Below are 15,877 nucleotides of genomic sequence, written 5' to 3'. Positions count from 1 at the left end.
GGGACGCGCCGTCGGCCGAGGGGGCCCTGCCGTCGCAGCCGCCAGGAGCGGGGCACCCGCTCGGTACGGACGTCCTGGGCCGCGACGTGCTGTGGCTCGTCCTGCACGGCGGCGCCTCGGTCCTGGGCAGCGCCCTGGCCGCGCTGCTGATCGGCATGGCCGCCGGGGTGCCGCTGGGGCTGCTGGCCGCGGGTCCGCGGCGCGGCCTCGACGAGTGGGTGATGCGCGGCCTCGACCTGCTGCTCGCCTTTCCCGGACTGCTGGTGCTGATGGCCCTGGCCGCGACGGGACACCGCGACGGATACTGGCTGGTGACGGTCGCCGGGGTGCTCCAAGTACCTTCCGTGGCACGCCTGGTACGCGGAGCCGCGCTCGCGCCCGGCACCCGGACGGTCGTCGAGGCGCTGCGGATGCAGGGGCGCGGCTGGGCGTACATCAACCTTCGGCACCTGGCGCGGGAGCTGGCCGCTCCGCTGGCCACGGACGCGGGCGGCCGGTTCTCCGTGGTGCTGTATCTGCTGGCCGCCGCCAACTTTCTCGGCCTGGGGCTGCCCGTGTCCTCGCCGGACTGGGCGGTACTCATCGAGCGCAACAGCGACGCCCTGTTCACCCAGCCCGCCGCGGTGCTGGTGCCCGCCGGTCTGCTGACGGCGCTGTGCGTCGGAGGCAACCTGCTCGTGGACCGCGCTCTCGCACGCGGGAGGAGAGGCCGGTGACCGGCACCGCCCCTGTGCCGCCGCTGCACGTCCCGGAGATCTCCGCGCATGCCGACGGCGCGGAGCGCCCGCTGCTGGACCGGGTCGCACTGACCGTCCCCGGCGGTGCCGTCATCGCGGTCGTCGGCCCGTCGGGCAGCGGCAAGACGACGCTCGGCCTGGCGGCCCTCGGTGCCTCGCGCGGCGGCGTGCGGCTGACCGGACGCGTCCTGCTGGCAGGCCGGGACCTGCTGCTTCTGGCACCCGCCCGGCGCCCCGCCGCTCGGGCCGGCCGGGCCGCGCATCTGCCGCAGCACCCGGAGACCGTGCTGGACCCGGTCCGCCGGGCGGGCGGCGGGCTGACGGAACTGGCCGCCCTCGGACACCCGGCACGGGCCGCGCGGGGGCCCGCCGCGCGCCGGGCGCTGGCCCTGGCCGGGCTGGAGTGGGAGGCCGTACGCCGCCGCTTCCCGCACCAGCTCTCCGGCGGTCAGCAGCAGCGTCTGGCGCTCGCCTCCGCCCTGGTGACGGGGGCCCGGCTGCTGGTGCTGGACGAGCCGACGAGCGGCCTTGACCCGGCGCTCGCGCACGTTCTGGGCCGTACGGTACGGGCGCTCGCGGACGAGGGCGTGGGCGTGCTGCTGCTCAGTCACGACCTGTCGCTGGTACGGGAGGCGGCAGACCGGGTCATCGTGCTGGAACACGGCCGGGCTGTGGACGACGGGCCGACGGCGGACGTCCTCGGCGACGGGCCGAACGCCGTCGGCCACCGGTTGGCGGTCCGCCATCGGGCCACCCGGGAGCTGCTGGCCGCGGAACGCGGCGCGGACGCGGGCAAGGAGGCGGACCCGATGGCGGCGGACCCGATGGCTGCCGACCGGATCTCCGTCGACCTGATGGCGGCGGACCTGATGGCGGCCGACCCGGTCGCCGCCGACCCGATCTCCGCCGACCCGGCGCCGGAGGGCCGCAGCGCCGTCACCGCCGCGGGCATCGTCGTGCGCCGCCGGTCCGGCGATCCGCTGGCCGGACCGGTGACGATGGCGTTCCCGCCCGGCACCAAGCGCGCGCTGCTCGGCCCCTCCGGCTCCGGCAAGACGACCTTCGGCCGGGCGCTCGCCGGGCTGACCACGCCGTCCGGGGGCGAGATACGACTCGACGGCCGCCCTCTTCCTCACCGCGTCGACCGGCGGACGCCCGCACAGCGCCGCGCCATCCAGTACGTGCACCAGAACAGCGCCGGTTCCTTCGAGGAGCACCGTCCCGTACTCGGCCAACTCGCCGACACCGCGAGGTTGCTGCGCGGCCTGCACACCGAGGAGGCGACGGCGGAAGCGATCCGGGCCGCCGGTGCCCTGGGGCTCGACCGGGCGTTGCTCGGCCGGACCCCGGACCGGCTCTCCGGCGGCCAGCTCCAGCGCTGCGCGCTGGTCAGGGCTTTGACGGCCCGCCCGGCCCTGCTCGTCTGCGACGAAGTGACCTCGGCGCTGGACACCGTCTCCCGGCAACGGGTCATCGAGGCGCTGCCCCGCCTCCTCGCCCCGGCCAGGACCGCCCTGCTGTTCATCAGCCACGACCTGCCCGCGGTCCGTGCCCTGACCGAGGAGGCCGCGCTGTTCGACGGCGGTCGCTGTGTGCGGCGCGGGTCCGTCGACGAGATCCTGCCCGCCGCGTGGTCCGGCGCGCCCGGCTCCGGCGGCGCCGCGGGCCCGTCCCGCGGTCTTTCCGGGGACGGCCGGGAACTACCCCACGGGCGCGGCCGACTTGTGGAGTGAGCCAGTGCTGCTCCCGAAGATCGATGAGGGCCGGACCTGACGTACGTGAGCACCCCCTCGTACCGCTCGCGCGGGCTCTTCGGGCGACACGCATGTGGGCCGCGACGGGCGGGCCGCTACGGGTGGGCCGCTACGGGCGGGCGGCGCGGGCTTGACAGCAGACCGAGCGAGCGACCAGGAGACGACACGGTGACTCCTCCCCCGGATAAATCCGGGGGCTTCTCGTTACGCCGGGTTGGCGTCGCGACGGACCAGCCCGGCCCGTAGAACGTTGAGTGCTCCGACAGTGTCGGCGTGCGCCTGGTGGCCGCAGCTGACGCAGTGGAACTTCTCCTGTGTGGGCCGGTTCTCCACTGAGAGGTGCCCGCATTCGGGGCAGATCCGGGAGGTGTTGCGGGGGTCCACGGCGATCACTTCCCGTCCGGCGCTTTCAGCCTTGGCGTGCAGGATCGTCAGGAACACCCCCCATCCGACATCGGAAATGCTGCGGTTGAGCCCGGCCTTCGCGGCGGCCCTGTTGGGCAGGAAGCTGCCCGCGTTCTCGGGGTCGGGCTTGGGTGCGGGGGCCTTGACCATGTTGCGGATCTTGAGGTCTTCGTGCGCGATGAAGTCATGCACGCGGACCAGGCCGAGCGCGGTCTTGTGCGCGTGGTCCAGGCGCTGACGCCTGACTTTGCCGTGCAGCGTGGCGACCTTCTCCACGGCGCGTTGATGGTTACCGGTGCGCTTGTCCCGGCGGACACGGGGAAACCGGGACAGGGTTTGCTGTGCGGCTTCGAGCTTGGCGGCGGCGCGGCGGCCGTGTCGCGGGTTGGGCACGAACTCGCCGTTGGAGCCGGCGAGGAAGCTGGCGATGCCCAGGTCGATCCCGACCACGCTGCCGGTCGCGGGCAGCGGCTCGGATTGGTCCTGTTCGGAGGTCAGCACGACGAACCGTTTGCGGCCCTCGCGCTTGACGCTGACGGTCTTGACCCTGCCGGTCACGGCGCGATGCTGGTTGACCTTGACGTGCCCGACACCTTGCAGACGCACCCGGGTCACCGGGTCGTGCGGGGTGGAGTCCCAACGGCAGCCGTCGCCGTCCCTGGGGAACTCCACCGTGTCGAACCAGTTCACGCCCCGGAACCGGGGGTAGCCGGGCGTGTCACCGGACTTGATCCGGCGGAAGAACGCCTGCATCGCCTTGTCCAGGCGGCGCAGGGTGGCCTGCTGTGAGGAGAACGACCACCGGCCCTGACGCTCCGGGTCGAAGGCCCGGATGTCCTTGAGCTGCGCCGACTGCATCCCGTACTTCACGCTCGTCTTGGAGACGTGCCGGTAGGCGTCGCGGCGTTCCTGCAAGGCCCCGTTGTAGAGCGAGCAGTGATCCCGCAGCATCTCGTCCAGCGCCTGTTCCTGGCGGACGGTGGGCCGCATGAGGAACTTGTACGCACGGATCATCCAGCCCACCCCCTTCGGTCGAGTTCTCCTCATCCTACTACATTTGGTGTATGTCACCACGATGGGAACCAAATGCCAATATCCGCACCGGTCGTCACGTCGCATACAACCTGCACGCCCATCTGGTGTTCGTCACCAAGTACCGTAAGGGCGTCTTCGATGACGCCATGCTCCAGCGGTGCGAGGAGATCATGCGCGAGGTCTGCGCCGGCTTCGAGACGGAGCTACGGGAGTTCAACGGCGAGGCCGACCATGTACACCTACTCGTGCACTACCCGCCCAAGATCGCCCTGTCGAAGCTGATCAACTCGCTCAAGGGAGTCAGCTCGCGCTACCTGCGGGCGGAGTACACCGGCCGGATCAACCGGATCGGCCTGGGCTCTGTCTTCTGGTCCCGCTCCTACTTCGCCGGGTCCTGCGGCGGAGCGCCGCTTAGCATCATCCGGCAGTACATCGAAGGCCAACAGCGACCTGTCTGACCGTCAAAACGGAGGCGCAGAGCACTCCTGCGCTTCGCGCCTCCGCTCCAAGGATGCGTTTCCCTCCCCGGCCGAAGCCGGGGATACCCACACAAGGTTAGGGATGGAGTACGAGCAGCGCGGCGTTGTCTGGCGAAGCTCCTGACCGGGGCCGCTCGCTGAGCCGGGGGCGGGTCAGCGGAGCGGGAGCGGTAGTTCGGTGAGCAGCGCGCGCACGCGCCGCTCGATCTCGTCCCTGATCGGGCGGACCGCCTCGACGCCCTGTCCCGCCGGGTCGTCGAGGCTCCAGTCGAGGTAGCGCTTGCCGGGGAAGACCGGGCAGGTGTCGCCGCAGCCCATGGTGATCACCACGTCGGACGCCCGCACGGCCGTGACGGTCAGCACCTTCGGCGTCTCGGCCGACATGTCGATGCCCGCCTCGGCCATCGCGGCGACGGCCGCCGGGTTCACGGTGTCGGCCGGCGCGGAACCGGCCGAGCGCACCTCGACCCGGCCGCCGGAGAGGTGGGTGAGGAAGGCGGCGGCCATCTGCGAGCGGCCCGCGTTGTGGACGCACACGAACAGGACGGACGGCTTCGGGGTCTCAGCCATGGGCGGAACCTTCCGGTACGAGGGGTGGCGGCGGGAAGCAGCGGCGGGCGCCGAGCGCGACGTGGACCAGGCCGATGAGGACCGGCACTTCGATGAGCGGGCCGACGACTCCGGCCAGGGCCTGGCCCGAGGTGGCGCCGAAGGTGGCGATGGCGACCGCGATGGCCAGCTCGAAGTTGTTGCCCGCCGCCGTGAACGCCAGCGTCGTCGCCCTCGGGTGGTCGAGGCCGAGCGCGCGGCCGACGGCCATGGACCCGGCCCACATCACACCGAAGTACACGAGCAGGGGCGGGGCGATCCGGGCGACGTCGAGGGGCCGGGAGGTGATGGCGTCGCCCTGGAGCGCGAAGAGGACGACGACGGTGAACAGCAGCCCGTACAGGGCGAACGGGCCGATGCGGGGGAGCAGTTCCGTCTCGTACCAGGTACGGCCCCTTGCTCTCTCGCCCAGGTGGCGGGTGAGGAATCCGGCGAGCAGCGGGATGCCGAGGAAGATCAGGACGGAGCGGGCGATCTCCCACATCGACACGTCGAGTGCCGTCTGCTCCAGACCGAGCCATCCGGGCAGCACGCTCAGGTAGAACCAGCCCAGCGCGGCGAACGCGACCACCTGGAAAGCGGAGTTCAGCGCCACGAGGACGGCGGCCGCGTCGCGGTCGCCGCACGCGAGGTCGTTCCAGATGATGACCATCGCGATGCAGCGCGCCAGGCCGACGATGATCAACCCGGTGCGGTACGCGGGCAGGTCGGGCAGGAAGAGCCAGGCGAGCGCGAACATCAGGGCCGGGCCGACGAGCCAGTTCAGGGCCAGCGACGGGATGAGGAGGCGCGGGTCACGGGTGACGGTGCCGAGGCGGTCGTAGCGCACCTTCGCGAGGACCGGGTACATCATCACCAGCAGGCCGAGCGCGATCGGCAGCGAGACGCCGGTGACGGTGACCTTCGCGAGCGCGTCCCCCAGGCCCGGCACGAGGCGGCCGAGGCCGAGACCGGCGGCCATCGCGAGCAGGATCCACCCGGCGAGGAACCGGTCCAGGAACGACAGCCGCGCGACGGTGCTCACGCGCCCTGCCCGGTGGGCTCGGTGAGTCCAGTGGGTCCAGTGGGTCCAGTGGGATCAGCGGGATCGGCGGGCTCGGTCGATCCGGCGAGTCCGGCGGGTTCGGCGAGTTCCGTGAGCCCCGTGGGTCCAGCAAGTCCGGTGGATCCAGCGAGCCCGGTGGGCCGGGTGAGGACCGCCGCGAGCCGGTCCGTCATCTGCGGCAGCAGCCGGTAGTACACCCACGTCCCGCGCCGTTCGGAGTCGATGAGACCGGCCTGCTTCAGCAGCTTGAGGTGGTGCGAGATCGTCGGCTGCGACAGATCGAAGGCCGGGGTGAGGTCGCAGACGCAGACCTCCCCGCCCGCCCGGGAAGCGATCATCGACAGCAGCCGCAGCCGCACCGGGTCCCCGAGCGCCTTGAACACCCGTGCCAGATCGGCGGCTTGTTCCTCGTCCAGCGGGGCGGTCAGCAGGGTCGGGCAGCACGCGTCGGTGTCGTCCTGGCCGAGCACCACCAGCTCTTGTTTCGACATTCTTCTATATTGATGCTTTTCAATTCAATGCGCAAGGCCGCATCGAAAGATGTCAATGCGGCCTGACCGAAGACCTGGCGTGGGTGTCTGGCGCCGGTACTTCGCCCCCGCCCACGAGCGTCTCCTCGACCGGCACCACGGCGACCAGTCGGTCCGCGTCCGGTGAACCGGAGCGCGGCGGCCGTCCGCTCACCGTCGCGCCCGTACCCGTACCCGTACCCGTACCCGTACCCGTGCCGGTGCCCGCGCTCCGTGCCCGCGCTGGCCGGGTCCGGGATCCCGGATTAGCTTGGATCCACTCGACCAGGTCGGCTCCGACGGGGATGGTGGTCCGTGCGCAGAGCAGGTTCCCGCGGATCCGCACGGCCCGGACACCCAGCAGGCCCAGCACGCCCAGCACGCCCAGCACGCCCCGGACGCCCCGGACACCCCACCGGTACGCACGAGGGCCTGCCGGATCCGCGGTACAAGTGGATCGCTCTGTCCAACACCACGCTGGGCGTACTGATCGCGACGATCAACCTGTCGATCATCCTGATCGCGCTGCCGGACATCTTCCGGGGCATCGGGGTCGATCCGCTGGAGCCCGGCAACACGAGTCTGCTGCTCTGGCTGATCATGAGTTACATGGTGGTCACCGCCGTGCTGGTGGTGAGCTTCGGCCGACTCGGGGACATGTACGGCCGGGTGCGCATGTACAACATGGGGTTCGCCGTCTTCACCCTGTTCTCCGTGCTGCTCTCGGTGACCTGGCTGCACGGCACGGCCGGCGCCCTGTGGCTGATCGGGATGCGGGTGCTCCAGGGAGTGGGCGGGGCGATGCTCATGGCGAACTCCAACGCCATCCTCACGGACGCCTTCCCGGCCGGGCAGCGCGGTCTCGCGCTCGGCCTCAACCAGGTCGCCGGGATCGCCGGGTCGTTCATCGGGCTGGTCCTGGGCGGGCTGCTCGGCCCTCTCGACTGGCACCTGGTCTTCCTGGTCTCCGTACCGTTCGGTCTCTTCGGCACCATCTGGGCGTACATGAAGCTGCGCGACACCGGTGTCCGCGCCCCCGCCCGGCTCGACTGGTGGGGCAATCTGACGTTCGCCGTCGGCCTGATCGCCGTCCTGTCCGGCATCACGTACGGCATCCAGCCCTACGGCGGCGACACGATGGGCTGGACCAACCCCTGGGTGCTCGGCGCGATCGGCGGCGGGCTGGCGCTGCTGGCGCTGTTCTGTCTGATCGAGACCAGGGTCGCCGAGCCGATGTTCCATCTGGCGCTGTTCCGGATCCGCGCGTTCACGGCGGGGAACGTGGCCAGTCTGCTGGCCTCGCTGGGGCGCGGCGGGCTGATGTTCATCCTGATCATCTGGCTCCAGGGGATCTGGCTGCCGAGGCACGGCTACGGCTTCGAGCAGACCCCGCTGTGGGCCGGGATCTACATGCTGCCCCTGACCATCGGGTTCCTGATCGCAGGGCCGTTCTCCGGCTGGGCCTCCGACCGGCTGGGCGCCCGGCTCTTCACCACAGGCGGCATGGTGCTGGCCGCCGCGACCTTCATGGCGCTCAAGGAGCTGCCGGTCGACTTCGGCTATCCCTGGTTCGCCGTCATCCTGCTCTGCAACGGGCTGGCGATGGGGCTGTTCGCCTCGCCCAACCGGGCGGCGATCATGAACAGCCTGCCGCCGGACCAGCGCGGCGTGGGCGCCGGGATCAGCACCACGTTCCAGAACTCGGCCACCGTACTGTCCATCGGGATCTTCTTCTCCCTGATGATCGCCGGTCTGGCGAGTTCCCTGCCCGCCTCCCTCACCCACGGCCTGACCGCCGAAGGTGTCTCCGGCGCCGACGCGGCGCGGGTGGCGGCGCTGCCGCCCGTCGGTGTGCTGTTCGCCGCGCTCCTGGGATACAACCCGGTACGGACCCTGGTCGGGCCGGAGGCGCTGGCGCGGCTGCCGAGCGGGCACGCCGACTACCTCACCGGGCGGGCGTTCTTCCCGAAGCTGATCTCCGAGCCCTTCTCGCAGGGCCTCTCCATCGCCTTCGACTTCGCCATCGCCGCTTGCCTGGTGGCGGCTCTCGCCTCGCTGCTGCGCGGGGGCCGTTACGTCCACGACGAGCGGGCGGGCGAGGCGTGAGGAGAGGCGCGGGCCGACGGGACCGCGCTCAGCCGCCGCCGACGTCGATGCCGGTGCCGGTGCTGCCGCCGACCTCGACGCCGTCGCCGCCGCCGGAGCCGCGGCGCAGGACGACGAAGTGGCGCCCGGCCTCCGTCCAGTGCTCGGCGGCCGTCCAGCCGGTGGTCCTGCCGTAACGATTCAGCGCGTGGCAGCTGAGCCGCGCCCAGGTGAACGCCGCCCCCGCCGTGCCCCTGCCGTCGTCCACCCGCGCCTGGAACCGCTCGTCCAGGTCGCTGTCCCCGGCGGCGAGCGCGGTCTCGACCATCAGGGCGCCCGACGGGCTGAGGATGCGGGCCGCACGGTCGAGCAGCGCGCGCGGATCGCCGCCGATGCCGATGTTGCCGTCGATGAGGAGGCCGGTGTCCCAGCCGCCCTCGTCGGGGACCGGGTCGAAGACCGACTGCTCGCGCGCCCGGCCGCCCGCCCGTACCGTACGGGTGACCGCCGCCGGGCTGACGTCGATCCCCAGCGTCCGGTGTCCGGCGCGGGTCAGCGCCCGTACGAGGCGACCGGGGCCGCAGCCGATGTCGAGTACGGTGCCGCGGCAGCGCGCGAGCACGGTCCGGTCCGCCGCGTCGGGCTCGGCGCACCAGCGCTCCACGTCCAGCGGGAGCAGCCCGCCGTCCGAGCGGCGCAGGAACAGCGGACCGCGTCCAGCGCGCAGCGCGTCGCTGTAGGGGTCGGCGTGCCACGGCAGGGTCTGACGCCCGCGCACCGGGGCGCTGCCGGACCCCGCGGTGCGCTGCGGTGCCGAGGTCACGGCGCCGCCACCGGCGTCAGCCGGGCGAGCGCGGCGGCGAAGCGGCTGCCCGGGGCCTCGGCGGCGACCACCCGGGCGTCGTGCGCGGTGTCGACGTCCCGGAGGACCGGGAGGTTCCGTACCGTCAGCCCGGCGTCGGTCAGCCGGGCCCGCTGCACCGCGCCGGTCTCGGGCAGCGACATCGGCACGCCGAGGAGCAGCGCCGGATCCGGTACGGCGAGGCCGAGCGCCCAGAAACCGCCGTCGACCGCAGGACCGAACCACGCGTCGGCGGCCCGCCACGCGGACGGCTCCAGCGCGGGAGCCAGCTCGGCGGCGGAGACCTGGGGGGTGTCCATGCCCAGCAGTACGGTGGGTCCCTCGCACGCCGCGAAGGCGGCGGCCAGGCGTTCGTCGAGCCCGCCCGCACCCTGCGGCAGCACCTCGAAGCCGGGCGGCAGCCACGGACCCGGGCTGCCGTCCAGCACCAGCACCCGGCGGCGCGCGGGCAGGGCGCGGACGGTGGCGAGCGTGTCGGCGAGCGCGGCCTCGGCCAGCCCGGCCGCCTCCAGCGGGCTGAAGGGCGGCGTGAGCCGGGTCTTCACCCGGCCGGGGAGCGGTTCCTTGGCCATCACGAGCAGCGTGGTCATCGCACCGCCTCCAGGGGGCGGGCCGCGCACGAAGAACCAGGAAACGGATTAATAACAACTTGTTTCACTAATACGAACATTCTTGGACGATAGGTGTGCCGGGGCGCCGCGCCACGGTCCCGCGCCGGGAACGGCACGGAATTCCCCGGCCCGGTCGGAGCGGCCCCCGACGCGCCGGGCGGGATGCCGCACCGGACCCCGCTCGACCGTGCATAACGTGACCGCGTGACCCTGCACTCGCCCCCGCGCCACTCGCCCTCCCCCGAGGCCGGTCCGTCCACGGCGTCCCCCCACCGCGGCGACCTGATCACCGCCGCGGGGGGCGCGCTGCTGTTCGCCGTCGCCGCCGTCGCCGGGACGGTCATCGAGAACACCACCGGCTCGCTGCGCGCCCCCTGGCCTCCGCTGCTGGCGCGCTGGCTGCCCCACCTGGGCCCCGGCACGCCCACCGCGCTGCTCGTCGCCGCGCTGGTCGTGCTGTACGGCCCGGCGGTCGCGGCCCGCCTGCCGTGGCGCCGCCTGACGTGGACGGTCTGGCTCACGGCGATGGCCTGGACCTGGTCGCTCGCCCTGGTGGACGGCTGGCGGACGGGCGTCGCCGACCGGCTCACCACACGCTACGAGTATCTGCGCGGAGTGCCCCGGTTCACCGATGTCCCGGCCATGCTGCGGGAGTTCAGCCAGCACATCCCCGGCGGCGTGCCGGGCAGCTGGCAGCCGCACATCGCCGGTCATCCGCCCGGCGCGATCCTGACCTTCGTCGGCCTCGACCGGCTCGGACTCGGGGGCGGCGGGTGGGCCGGGAGCTTCTGCATCGTCACCGGCAGCTCCGTCGCGGCGGCCGTCCTGGTCGCCCTGCGCGCCCTGGGCGCGGAACACGGCGCGCGAAGGGCCGCCCCCTTCCTGGTCCTCGCGCCCGCCGCCGTATGGGTGGGCACCTCGGCGGACGGCTACTTCGCGGCGGTCGCCGCCTGGGCCCTGGCGCTCCTCGCCGTGGCGGCGGGCCGCACCGTTCGGGACGCGGGTGCGTGGGCGGCCGGGCTGGGCAGCGGGCTCCTCTTCGGACTGACCGTGTACGTCTCCTACGGGCTCACCCTGATGGCGCTGCCCGCCCTGGCGATCCTGGTGTGCGCCCGTACGGCACGCCCCGTCCCGCTGGTCGCGCTGGGCTTCGGCGCGGTGGCCGTCACGTTCACGCTGCTGGGCTTCCGCTGGTGGGAGGCGTACCCGCTGCTCGTCGAGCGCTACTACCAGGGATCCGGCGGGCTGCGCTCCTACGGGTACTGGGTGTGGGGCAACCTGGCCTGTGTGGTGCTCGGTTCGGGCCTGGCCGCCGTCGCGGGAGCGCGCCGCGTGCTGGCCGCCGTACCGGATGTCGTCCGGCAGCGGTGGCGGTGGCGGTGGGGGTGGCGGTCGTGGTCGCGGCCTCCGGCGGCGGGGGTCCGGCGCGAGCCGCCGCCCGACACGGACCGCACGCCGCTCGTGCTGATCGTCTGCGCCGTCCTGGCGGCGCTGCTGGTGGCGGACGTCTCCGGCATGAGCAAGGCCGAGACCGAGCGGATCTGGCTGCCCTTCACCCTCTGGCTCCCCGCCGCCGCCGCGCTGCTGCCCTCCGCCGGCCGACGCGGCTGGCTGGCCGCGCAGGCCGCCGCCGCGCTGCTCACCAACCACCTGCTGCTGACCTACTGGTGACCCTCGCCGCGCCCGGGTGGCCCATCGAGACCTTCTACGCGATCGGTGATCGCGAAGTTCAGGTGGAGACCCTGACAGCCATGGTCCGTGTGACGAACCGGTCCGAGATCGACGTGTACCTGCGCGCTTTCGCTCGGATGGCGCGCGCGGCCCTGTACGGCCCGCAGGCCAAAGCCCTGATCAGGAAGGCTGTCGACGCCTGCGAGGCATGAGGGCGTGCAACATGGTGCAACATTCGCCCCGCTTGTGTGGGCGGCTGCTCAGACTGGTTTCACCACAACAGCGGGAGAGTGAGGACATCATGGGCAAGAAGGGCGGAGACCACTCCGGGAAAGCCGGATACCTCCGACAGCGACGGCCACCGCGAAAAGCCGCCAGGGCCGACCAAGCCGTACGAGCCGCCGAAGAAGTGAGGGCACATGACCGGCCGACACCAGCTCGTCGAGTCCCTGGTGAGCAAAGACGCCCTGCCCGGGGCATGGCGGCACACAGTGGCCTCGGTGGACCGGGCCCTGTTCATCCCCGACGTGTTCGAGGGCGGCAACTTCACTGCTGACCCCGAAGCCTGGGCGCAGAGGGTCTACAGCGATCTGCCGGTCGTCACGCAGGTCAATGACGGACAGGACACCCCGGAGGGGGCGTTCCGGCTGTCCACGTCTTCCTCGTCCATGCCGTCGATCATGCTGGAAATGCTCGGCCTGCTCGACGTGCGCGACGGCGACACCGTGCTGGAAGTCGGCACGGGAACCGGATACAACGCGGCCTGGCTCGCGCGCCGGTTGGGCGAACGCAACGTGTTCAGCGTGGAAGTGGACGCGGCAGTGGCAGCCCTCGCACGACAGAACCTGAAACACGCCGGGTTCGCCCCGACGGTCGTGATCGGCGACGGCCGCGACGGCCACCCCGGAGGCGCCCCGTACCAGCGGATCATCTGCACCTGCACCATGCGCGCGATCCCACGCACCTGGCTGGAGCAGTGCCCTGCGGGCCGGATCGTCACCCCGTGGGGCAGCAGCTTCTTCAGCGGCTCCTACGCCACGCTCGACGTGGTGGACGGGGAGGCGCGGGGCGGGTTCTCCGGCTCTCCCGCCTTCATGTGGGACCGCTCGCACCGGGCCGGATCGGGCCGGATCGCGGAGCTGTACCACCACGAGGAGGGGGAGAGGAGCACGACCGATATCGCTCCGCAGAACGTCATCCAAGACGATCCGGCGTTCTTCACCGGCCTGAACATCACTGACGCCTGGTACCGATGGTGCGAGGCGGACGACGACAGCGGGGAGGCCACCTTGTGGTTCTTCTCCGACGACCGGAAGTCGTGGGCGACCGTCGAATACGCCCCCGACGCGGAGACGTACGAGGTGGAGCAGTACGGCCCCCGCGCCCTCTGGGACGAAGTGCGAACGGCGTTCCTCGCCTGGTACGAGCTGGGGAAGCCGGAGCGCTCCCGGTTCGGCCTGTCGGTCGATGGCGACGGGCAGCGGGTGTGGCTGGACGATCCGCGTCACGCCGTTGGTCGCAGGTAGCCCCTCATCGGCGATACGCCCCCCCGCCAAGTCGGGGGGCGTATCGGCTTGTTCTTGTCCGAAGAATTCCGAGCAGTGTCCCGAACGGGCTGACGGTGAGGCGTCCTGCCGTCCCGGACGCGGCGGTTCCCGCCTCCTCCCCCCCCGCTCACGCGGCCCGCAGCGCCAGCGCGATGACGACGGCCGCCAGCGCGGCGGAGCACGCGAGGATCGTGAGCCCGGCGGTGAGCAGCGCGACCATGACGCGCTTCTGCACGTCGTACGGTCGCCTGGGCGCTCGGGTCACGGGGCTCGCCGTACGTGTTCGGGCGGAACCAGCCACTCCGTGCCGCCGCCCTCCGCGCGGAGAAACGCCGTGGGCCGCTTGCGGCGCTCTCCGGGGGCCTCGGCGGGGTCCTCGTAGTCCCGGATCACGGCCCGCAGGATCCCGACGCGCCCTTCCTGGTCCTCCACTTGGCAGCCGATGTCCTCCGCCGTGATCACTGGTGCCCCTCGGGGTGCCGCCGCAGGTGGACGTTGCAGTCGGACACCGTGGTCATGTCGCCCACGGCCCGTGCCCGAGCCCGTACGCTGGCGAGTTCGGCGCAGCCGAGGCACCCCTCGACGGGCACCGGATCCGCCTGCACGGGTGCGGGGAGCGGCAGCTCAAGGGGCTCCGTCTGATACCTGGTCGGCTCGGTCACTTCCGTACCTCCGTCCTCGGCCGGTACCACCGACCGGTCGTCCGCGTCGGCGACTTCGGCCGCCGCCTTCCGCCGCAGCCCTGCCTCCACGGCGGCCAACACGTCGGCCGTCGGCCGGGCGTACGGCCCCCGCCGCACACCGGCCGGAAGCGGCGCCGACGTGGAGAACCACGTCTCGTCGGGGGTCGCCTCCCAGCGCGCTTGCTGGCGTTCGGCGACCTCGTGAGGGGTGAGCGCGGACCGGCGGGGTTGAGGGGTGTCGGGGGGAATGTGTTTGCGATTCACGATCCACTCCTCTCTGTAGTCATTCGACTACCGAGGAGGTTCAGGCTGGCCTAGAGTCGGGTTAGCTTCAACTTGCAGGCATTGACCGGATGGTTGGGTGCAGAGATGGTGAACCGCAAGGAACTGGAACCCGAGAAGTCGCCCAGTGCGGCGTTTGGCCAGCGCGTACGTACGCTGCGGGACGAACGCGGCTGGACTCAGGACGACTTGGCGGAGCGCATGGAGTGCTCCGCAACGCATATTTCTGCCATTGAAACTGGTCGCCGCCCTCCAACTAAGCGTTTCGCGACAGGTGCCGACCGCGTGTTCGGCACGGGGGACCGACTTCTGCGTCAGAGCCAGGCTGTTCGGCAGACGGCGCTGCTTGAGGGATTCCCGGAGTACCTCACGCATGAGGCGCGGGCTGCGGAGATCCGGCTGTACGAGGTGGGCGTGATGCCGGGGATACTCCAGACAACGGAGTACGCGTCGGCGCTCACCGCGCGCGCGGTCGAACGGGGTGCGATCACGCCCGAGCAGGGTGACGAACGAATCGCGCTCGCGGCGACGCGGCAGGAGTCGCTTAAGCGGACTCCGCCGCCGCTGGTGTTCGTCGTGCTGGACGAAAGCTGCCTCAGAAGGCCCGTCGGCAGCCCAGCGACCATGGACGGCCAGTTGGCACGGTTGGTCGAGTTCGCCGCAATGCCGAACACGGTCCTCCAGGTCGCCCCGTTCGACATGGGTGACCGTCGCCCACTCAACCTGCCCGTAACCGTGCTTACGCTGCCGGACCGCTCGCTTATGTCGTACGCGGAGTCCTCCCAACGGGGACATCTGGAACGGGAAATCGCTTCCGTACTACCCATGCTGACGGCCTACCATCAACTACAGGCCGAAGCGCTCTCTCAGGCGTCATCCGTGGCCATGATCGAACAGCTACGAAAGGGCACCCCGTGACGACCGAATCCCCCCGTTGGTCCAAGTCCTCCTACAGCGAGCACGGCGGTCAGTGCGTGGAGGTCGCGGCCAACCTCGCCGCCACGCGCGGCACCGTCCCCGTCCGTGATTCCAAGAACCCCAGCGGTCCCGTCCTGGCTTTCCCCACCGCCTCGTTCACCTCCTTCGTGGCAGGTGTCAAGTCCGGAGTGTTTCCCACCCCCTGAGAGGAAAGGGCACCCCGTGACGATCGAATCCCCGCAGTGGTTCAAGTCCTCCTACAGCGAGAACGGCGGCGCCTGCGTGGAGGTCGCCGCCAACCTCGCTGGCACGCACGGCACCGTCCCCGTCCGTGACTCCAAGAACCCCCAAGGACCGGCGCTCCTCCTCCCCACCTCGGCGTTCACCACGTTCATCGAGGCCGTTCAGGCGGACGGCCTCGCCGCCCGCTGAAGCCCGCCCGCACCCGGCAGTTTCTGGGGTGCGGGCCGGTGGGCCCTGCGGGGCGCACACTTTGTGTGGGGTGGCCCGGCTCCGGCTCGGCGGCTGACCGTCCACTGTGTGCTGGGACTCATGCCCCGCTGGTCACTGTCCGCTGTGTTCTGCGGGTCAGTACCAAGAGGTAAGCGAGCTGAACGGGGCCGTTTATGGCGGGTGGGGGCCGCC

Annotated in this window: 19 protein-coding genes; 10 read left to right on the top strand and 9 right to left on the bottom strand. The window is 71.6% G+C overall.

Translation table 11 applies throughout. The features are described 5' to 3' along the window. Together DVH02_RS19075 and DVH02_RS19070 are read left to right on the top strand one after the other, a co-directional pair. Nucleotides 1-716: ABC transporter permease (locus tag DVH02_RS19075; protein ID WP_199566341.1), on the top strand; the 716-nt coding region annotated here is incomplete at its 5' end. Beyond that, entirely contained in the window at nt 713-2,470 is a 1,758-nt protein-coding gene (locus tag DVH02_RS19070; RefSeq protein WP_114625026.1) for an ABC transporter ATP-binding protein, read from the top strand. The genes DVH02_RS19075 and DVH02_RS19070, both read left to right, overlap by 4 nt. A 225-nt stretch (nt 2,471-2,695) precedes the next feature. Here DVH02_RS19070 and DVH02_RS19065 read toward each other — a convergent pair whose 3' ends face one another. Beyond that, nucleotides 2,696-3,910, bottom strand: a complete 1,215-nt coding sequence (locus DVH02_RS19065) for an RNA-guided endonuclease InsQ/TnpB family protein (protein ID WP_114625031.1) — start codon at nt 3,908-3,910, stop codon at nt 2,696-2,698. Between the two features lie 50 nt (nt 3,911-3,960). Here DVH02_RS19065 and tnpA point away from each other — a divergent pair, with 50 nt between their 5' ends. Beyond that, nucleotides 3,961-4,389, top strand: a complete 429-nt coding sequence (tnpA, locus tag DVH02_RS19060; RefSeq protein WP_114625025.1) for an IS200/IS605 family transposase — start codon at nt 3,961-3,963, stop codon at nt 4,387-4,389. A gap of 174 nt (nt 4,390-4,563) precedes the next feature. Here the strand turns inward: tnpA and DVH02_RS19055 are convergent, their stop codons facing one another. The 3 genes from DVH02_RS19055 to DVH02_RS19045 are packed head-to-tail and all read right to left on the bottom strand — an operon-like array spanning nt 4,564 to nt 6,555. Beyond that, complete coding sequence (locus tag DVH02_RS19055; RefSeq protein WP_114625024.1) at nt 4,564-4,980, bottom strand: arsenate reductase ArsC; 417 nt, start codon at nt 4,978-4,980, stop codon at nt 4,564-4,566. Further along, nucleotides 4,973-5,980, bottom strand: coding sequence for an ACR3 family arsenite efflux transporter (gene arsB / locus DVH02_RS19050; RefSeq protein ID WP_233518323.1), 1,008 nt, complete (start codon nt 5,978-5,980; stop codon nt 4,973-4,975). Before arsB ends, DVH02_RS19055 begins: the two co-directional genes overlap by 8 nt. 59 nt (nt 5,981-6,039) lie before the next feature. Continuing rightward, on the bottom strand, nt 6,040-6,555 hold the full coding sequence (locus DVH02_RS19045) for an ArsR/SmtB family transcription factor (RefSeq protein WP_233518320.1): 516 nt from the start codon (nt 6,553-6,555) through the stop codon (nt 6,040-6,042). Nucleotides 6,556-7,005: 450 nt separating this feature from the next. On the opposite strand from DVH02_RS19045, the gene DVH02_RS19040 reads away from it, so the two are divergent. Then, nucleotides 7,006-8,679 (top strand): MFS transporter, encoded by a 1,674-nt coding sequence (locus DVH02_RS19040; RefSeq protein WP_114625030.1) that lies wholly within the window; start codon nt 7,006-7,008, stop codon nt 8,677-8,679. 28 nt (nt 8,680-8,707) lie between these two features. Here the strand turns inward: DVH02_RS19040 and DVH02_RS19035 are convergent, their stop codons facing one another. After that, nucleotides 8,708-9,481, bottom strand: coding sequence for a class I SAM-dependent methyltransferase (locus DVH02_RS19035; RefSeq protein WP_407697647.1), 774 nt, complete (start codon nt 9,479-9,481; stop codon nt 8,708-8,710). Further along, nucleotides 9,478-10,110 carry a TIGR04282 family arsenosugar biosynthesis glycosyltransferase gene (locus DVH02_RS36230; RefSeq protein WP_114625022.1) on the bottom strand — a complete coding sequence of 211 codons (633 nt, stop codon included), beginning with the start codon at nt 10,108-10,110 and terminating at the stop codon, nt 9,478-9,480. The genes DVH02_RS19035 and DVH02_RS36230 overlap by 4 nt, the downstream gene beginning before the upstream one ends. A 225-nt stretch (nt 10,111-10,335) precedes the next feature. On the opposite strand from DVH02_RS36230, the gene DVH02_RS19025 reads away from it, so the two are divergent. The 3 genes from DVH02_RS19025 to DVH02_RS19015 all read left to right on the top strand — a co-directional run bounded on the left by DVH02_RS19025 (nt 10,336) and on the right by DVH02_RS19015 (nt 13,328). Beyond that, entirely contained in the window at nt 10,336-11,802 is a 1,467-nt protein-coding gene (locus tag DVH02_RS19025) for a hypothetical protein (protein WP_114625021.1), read from the top strand. Then, nucleotides 11,799-12,014 carry a hypothetical protein gene (locus DVH02_RS19020; protein ID WP_114625020.1) on the top strand — a complete coding sequence of 72 codons (216 nt, stop codon included), beginning with the start codon at nt 11,799-11,801 and terminating at the stop codon, nt 12,012-12,014. Before DVH02_RS19025 ends, DVH02_RS19020 begins: the two co-directional genes overlap by 4 nt. A 207-nt stretch (nt 12,015-12,221) precedes the next feature. Beyond that, nucleotides 12,222-13,328 (top strand): methyltransferase domain-containing protein, encoded by a 1,107-nt coding sequence (locus DVH02_RS19015; RefSeq protein ID WP_114625019.1) that lies wholly within the window; start codon nt 12,222-12,224, stop codon nt 13,326-13,328. A 148-nt stretch (nt 13,329-13,476) separates the two neighbouring features. On the opposite strand, the gene DVH02_RS35205 is transcribed toward DVH02_RS19015, so the two are convergent. The 3 genes from DVH02_RS35205 to DVH02_RS19005 are packed head-to-tail and all read right to left on the bottom strand — an operon-like array spanning nt 13,477 to nt 14,011. Continuing rightward, nucleotides 13,477-13,614: a hypothetical protein gene (locus DVH02_RS35205; protein ID WP_158575910.1), complete on the bottom strand. Its 138-nt coding sequence runs from the start codon at nt 13,612-13,614 to the stop codon at nt 13,477-13,479. Further along, nucleotides 13,611-13,811, bottom strand: a complete 201-nt coding sequence (locus tag DVH02_RS19010; RefSeq protein WP_114625018.1) for a hypothetical protein — start codon at nt 13,809-13,811, stop codon at nt 13,611-13,613. The genes DVH02_RS35205 and DVH02_RS19010 overlap by 4 nt, the downstream gene beginning before the upstream one ends. Then, nucleotides 13,808-14,011: a hypothetical protein gene (locus DVH02_RS19005; protein WP_114625028.1), complete on the bottom strand. Its 204-nt coding sequence runs from the start codon at nt 14,009-14,011 to the stop codon at nt 13,808-13,810. The genes DVH02_RS19010 and DVH02_RS19005 overlap by 4 nt, the downstream gene beginning before the upstream one ends. A 390-nt stretch (nt 14,012-14,401) precedes the next feature. On the opposite strand from DVH02_RS19005, the gene DVH02_RS19000 reads away from it, so the two are divergent. Genes DVH02_RS19000 through DVH02_RS18990 form a run of 3 tightly spaced genes read left to right on the top strand, consistent with a single transcriptional unit; the run spans nt 14,402 to nt 15,664 of the window. Beyond that, complete coding sequence (locus tag DVH02_RS19000; RefSeq protein ID WP_114625017.1) at nt 14,402-15,232, top strand: helix-turn-helix domain-containing protein; 831 nt, start codon at nt 14,402-14,404, stop codon at nt 15,230-15,232. Further along, a complete protein-coding gene (locus DVH02_RS18995) occupies nt 15,229-15,438 on the top strand; it encodes a DUF397 domain-containing protein (RefSeq protein ID WP_114625016.1) in 210 nt (69 codons plus the stop codon). Before DVH02_RS19000 ends, DVH02_RS18995 begins: the two co-directional genes overlap by 4 nt. A gap of 16 nt (nt 15,439-15,454) precedes the next feature. Next, nucleotides 15,455-15,664 (top strand): DUF397 domain-containing protein, encoded by a 210-nt coding sequence (locus DVH02_RS18990; RefSeq protein WP_114625015.1) that lies wholly within the window; start codon nt 15,455-15,457, stop codon nt 15,662-15,664. Nucleotides 15,665-15,877 lie beyond the last annotated feature (213 nt).

The organism is Streptomyces corynorhini (assembly GCF_003346515.1).
Classification (GTDB): Bacteria; Actinomycetota; Actinomycetes; order Streptomycetales; family Streptomycetaceae; genus Streptomyces; species Streptomyces corynorhini.
This window is presented reverse-complemented; position numbering and strand designations above follow the sequence as displayed.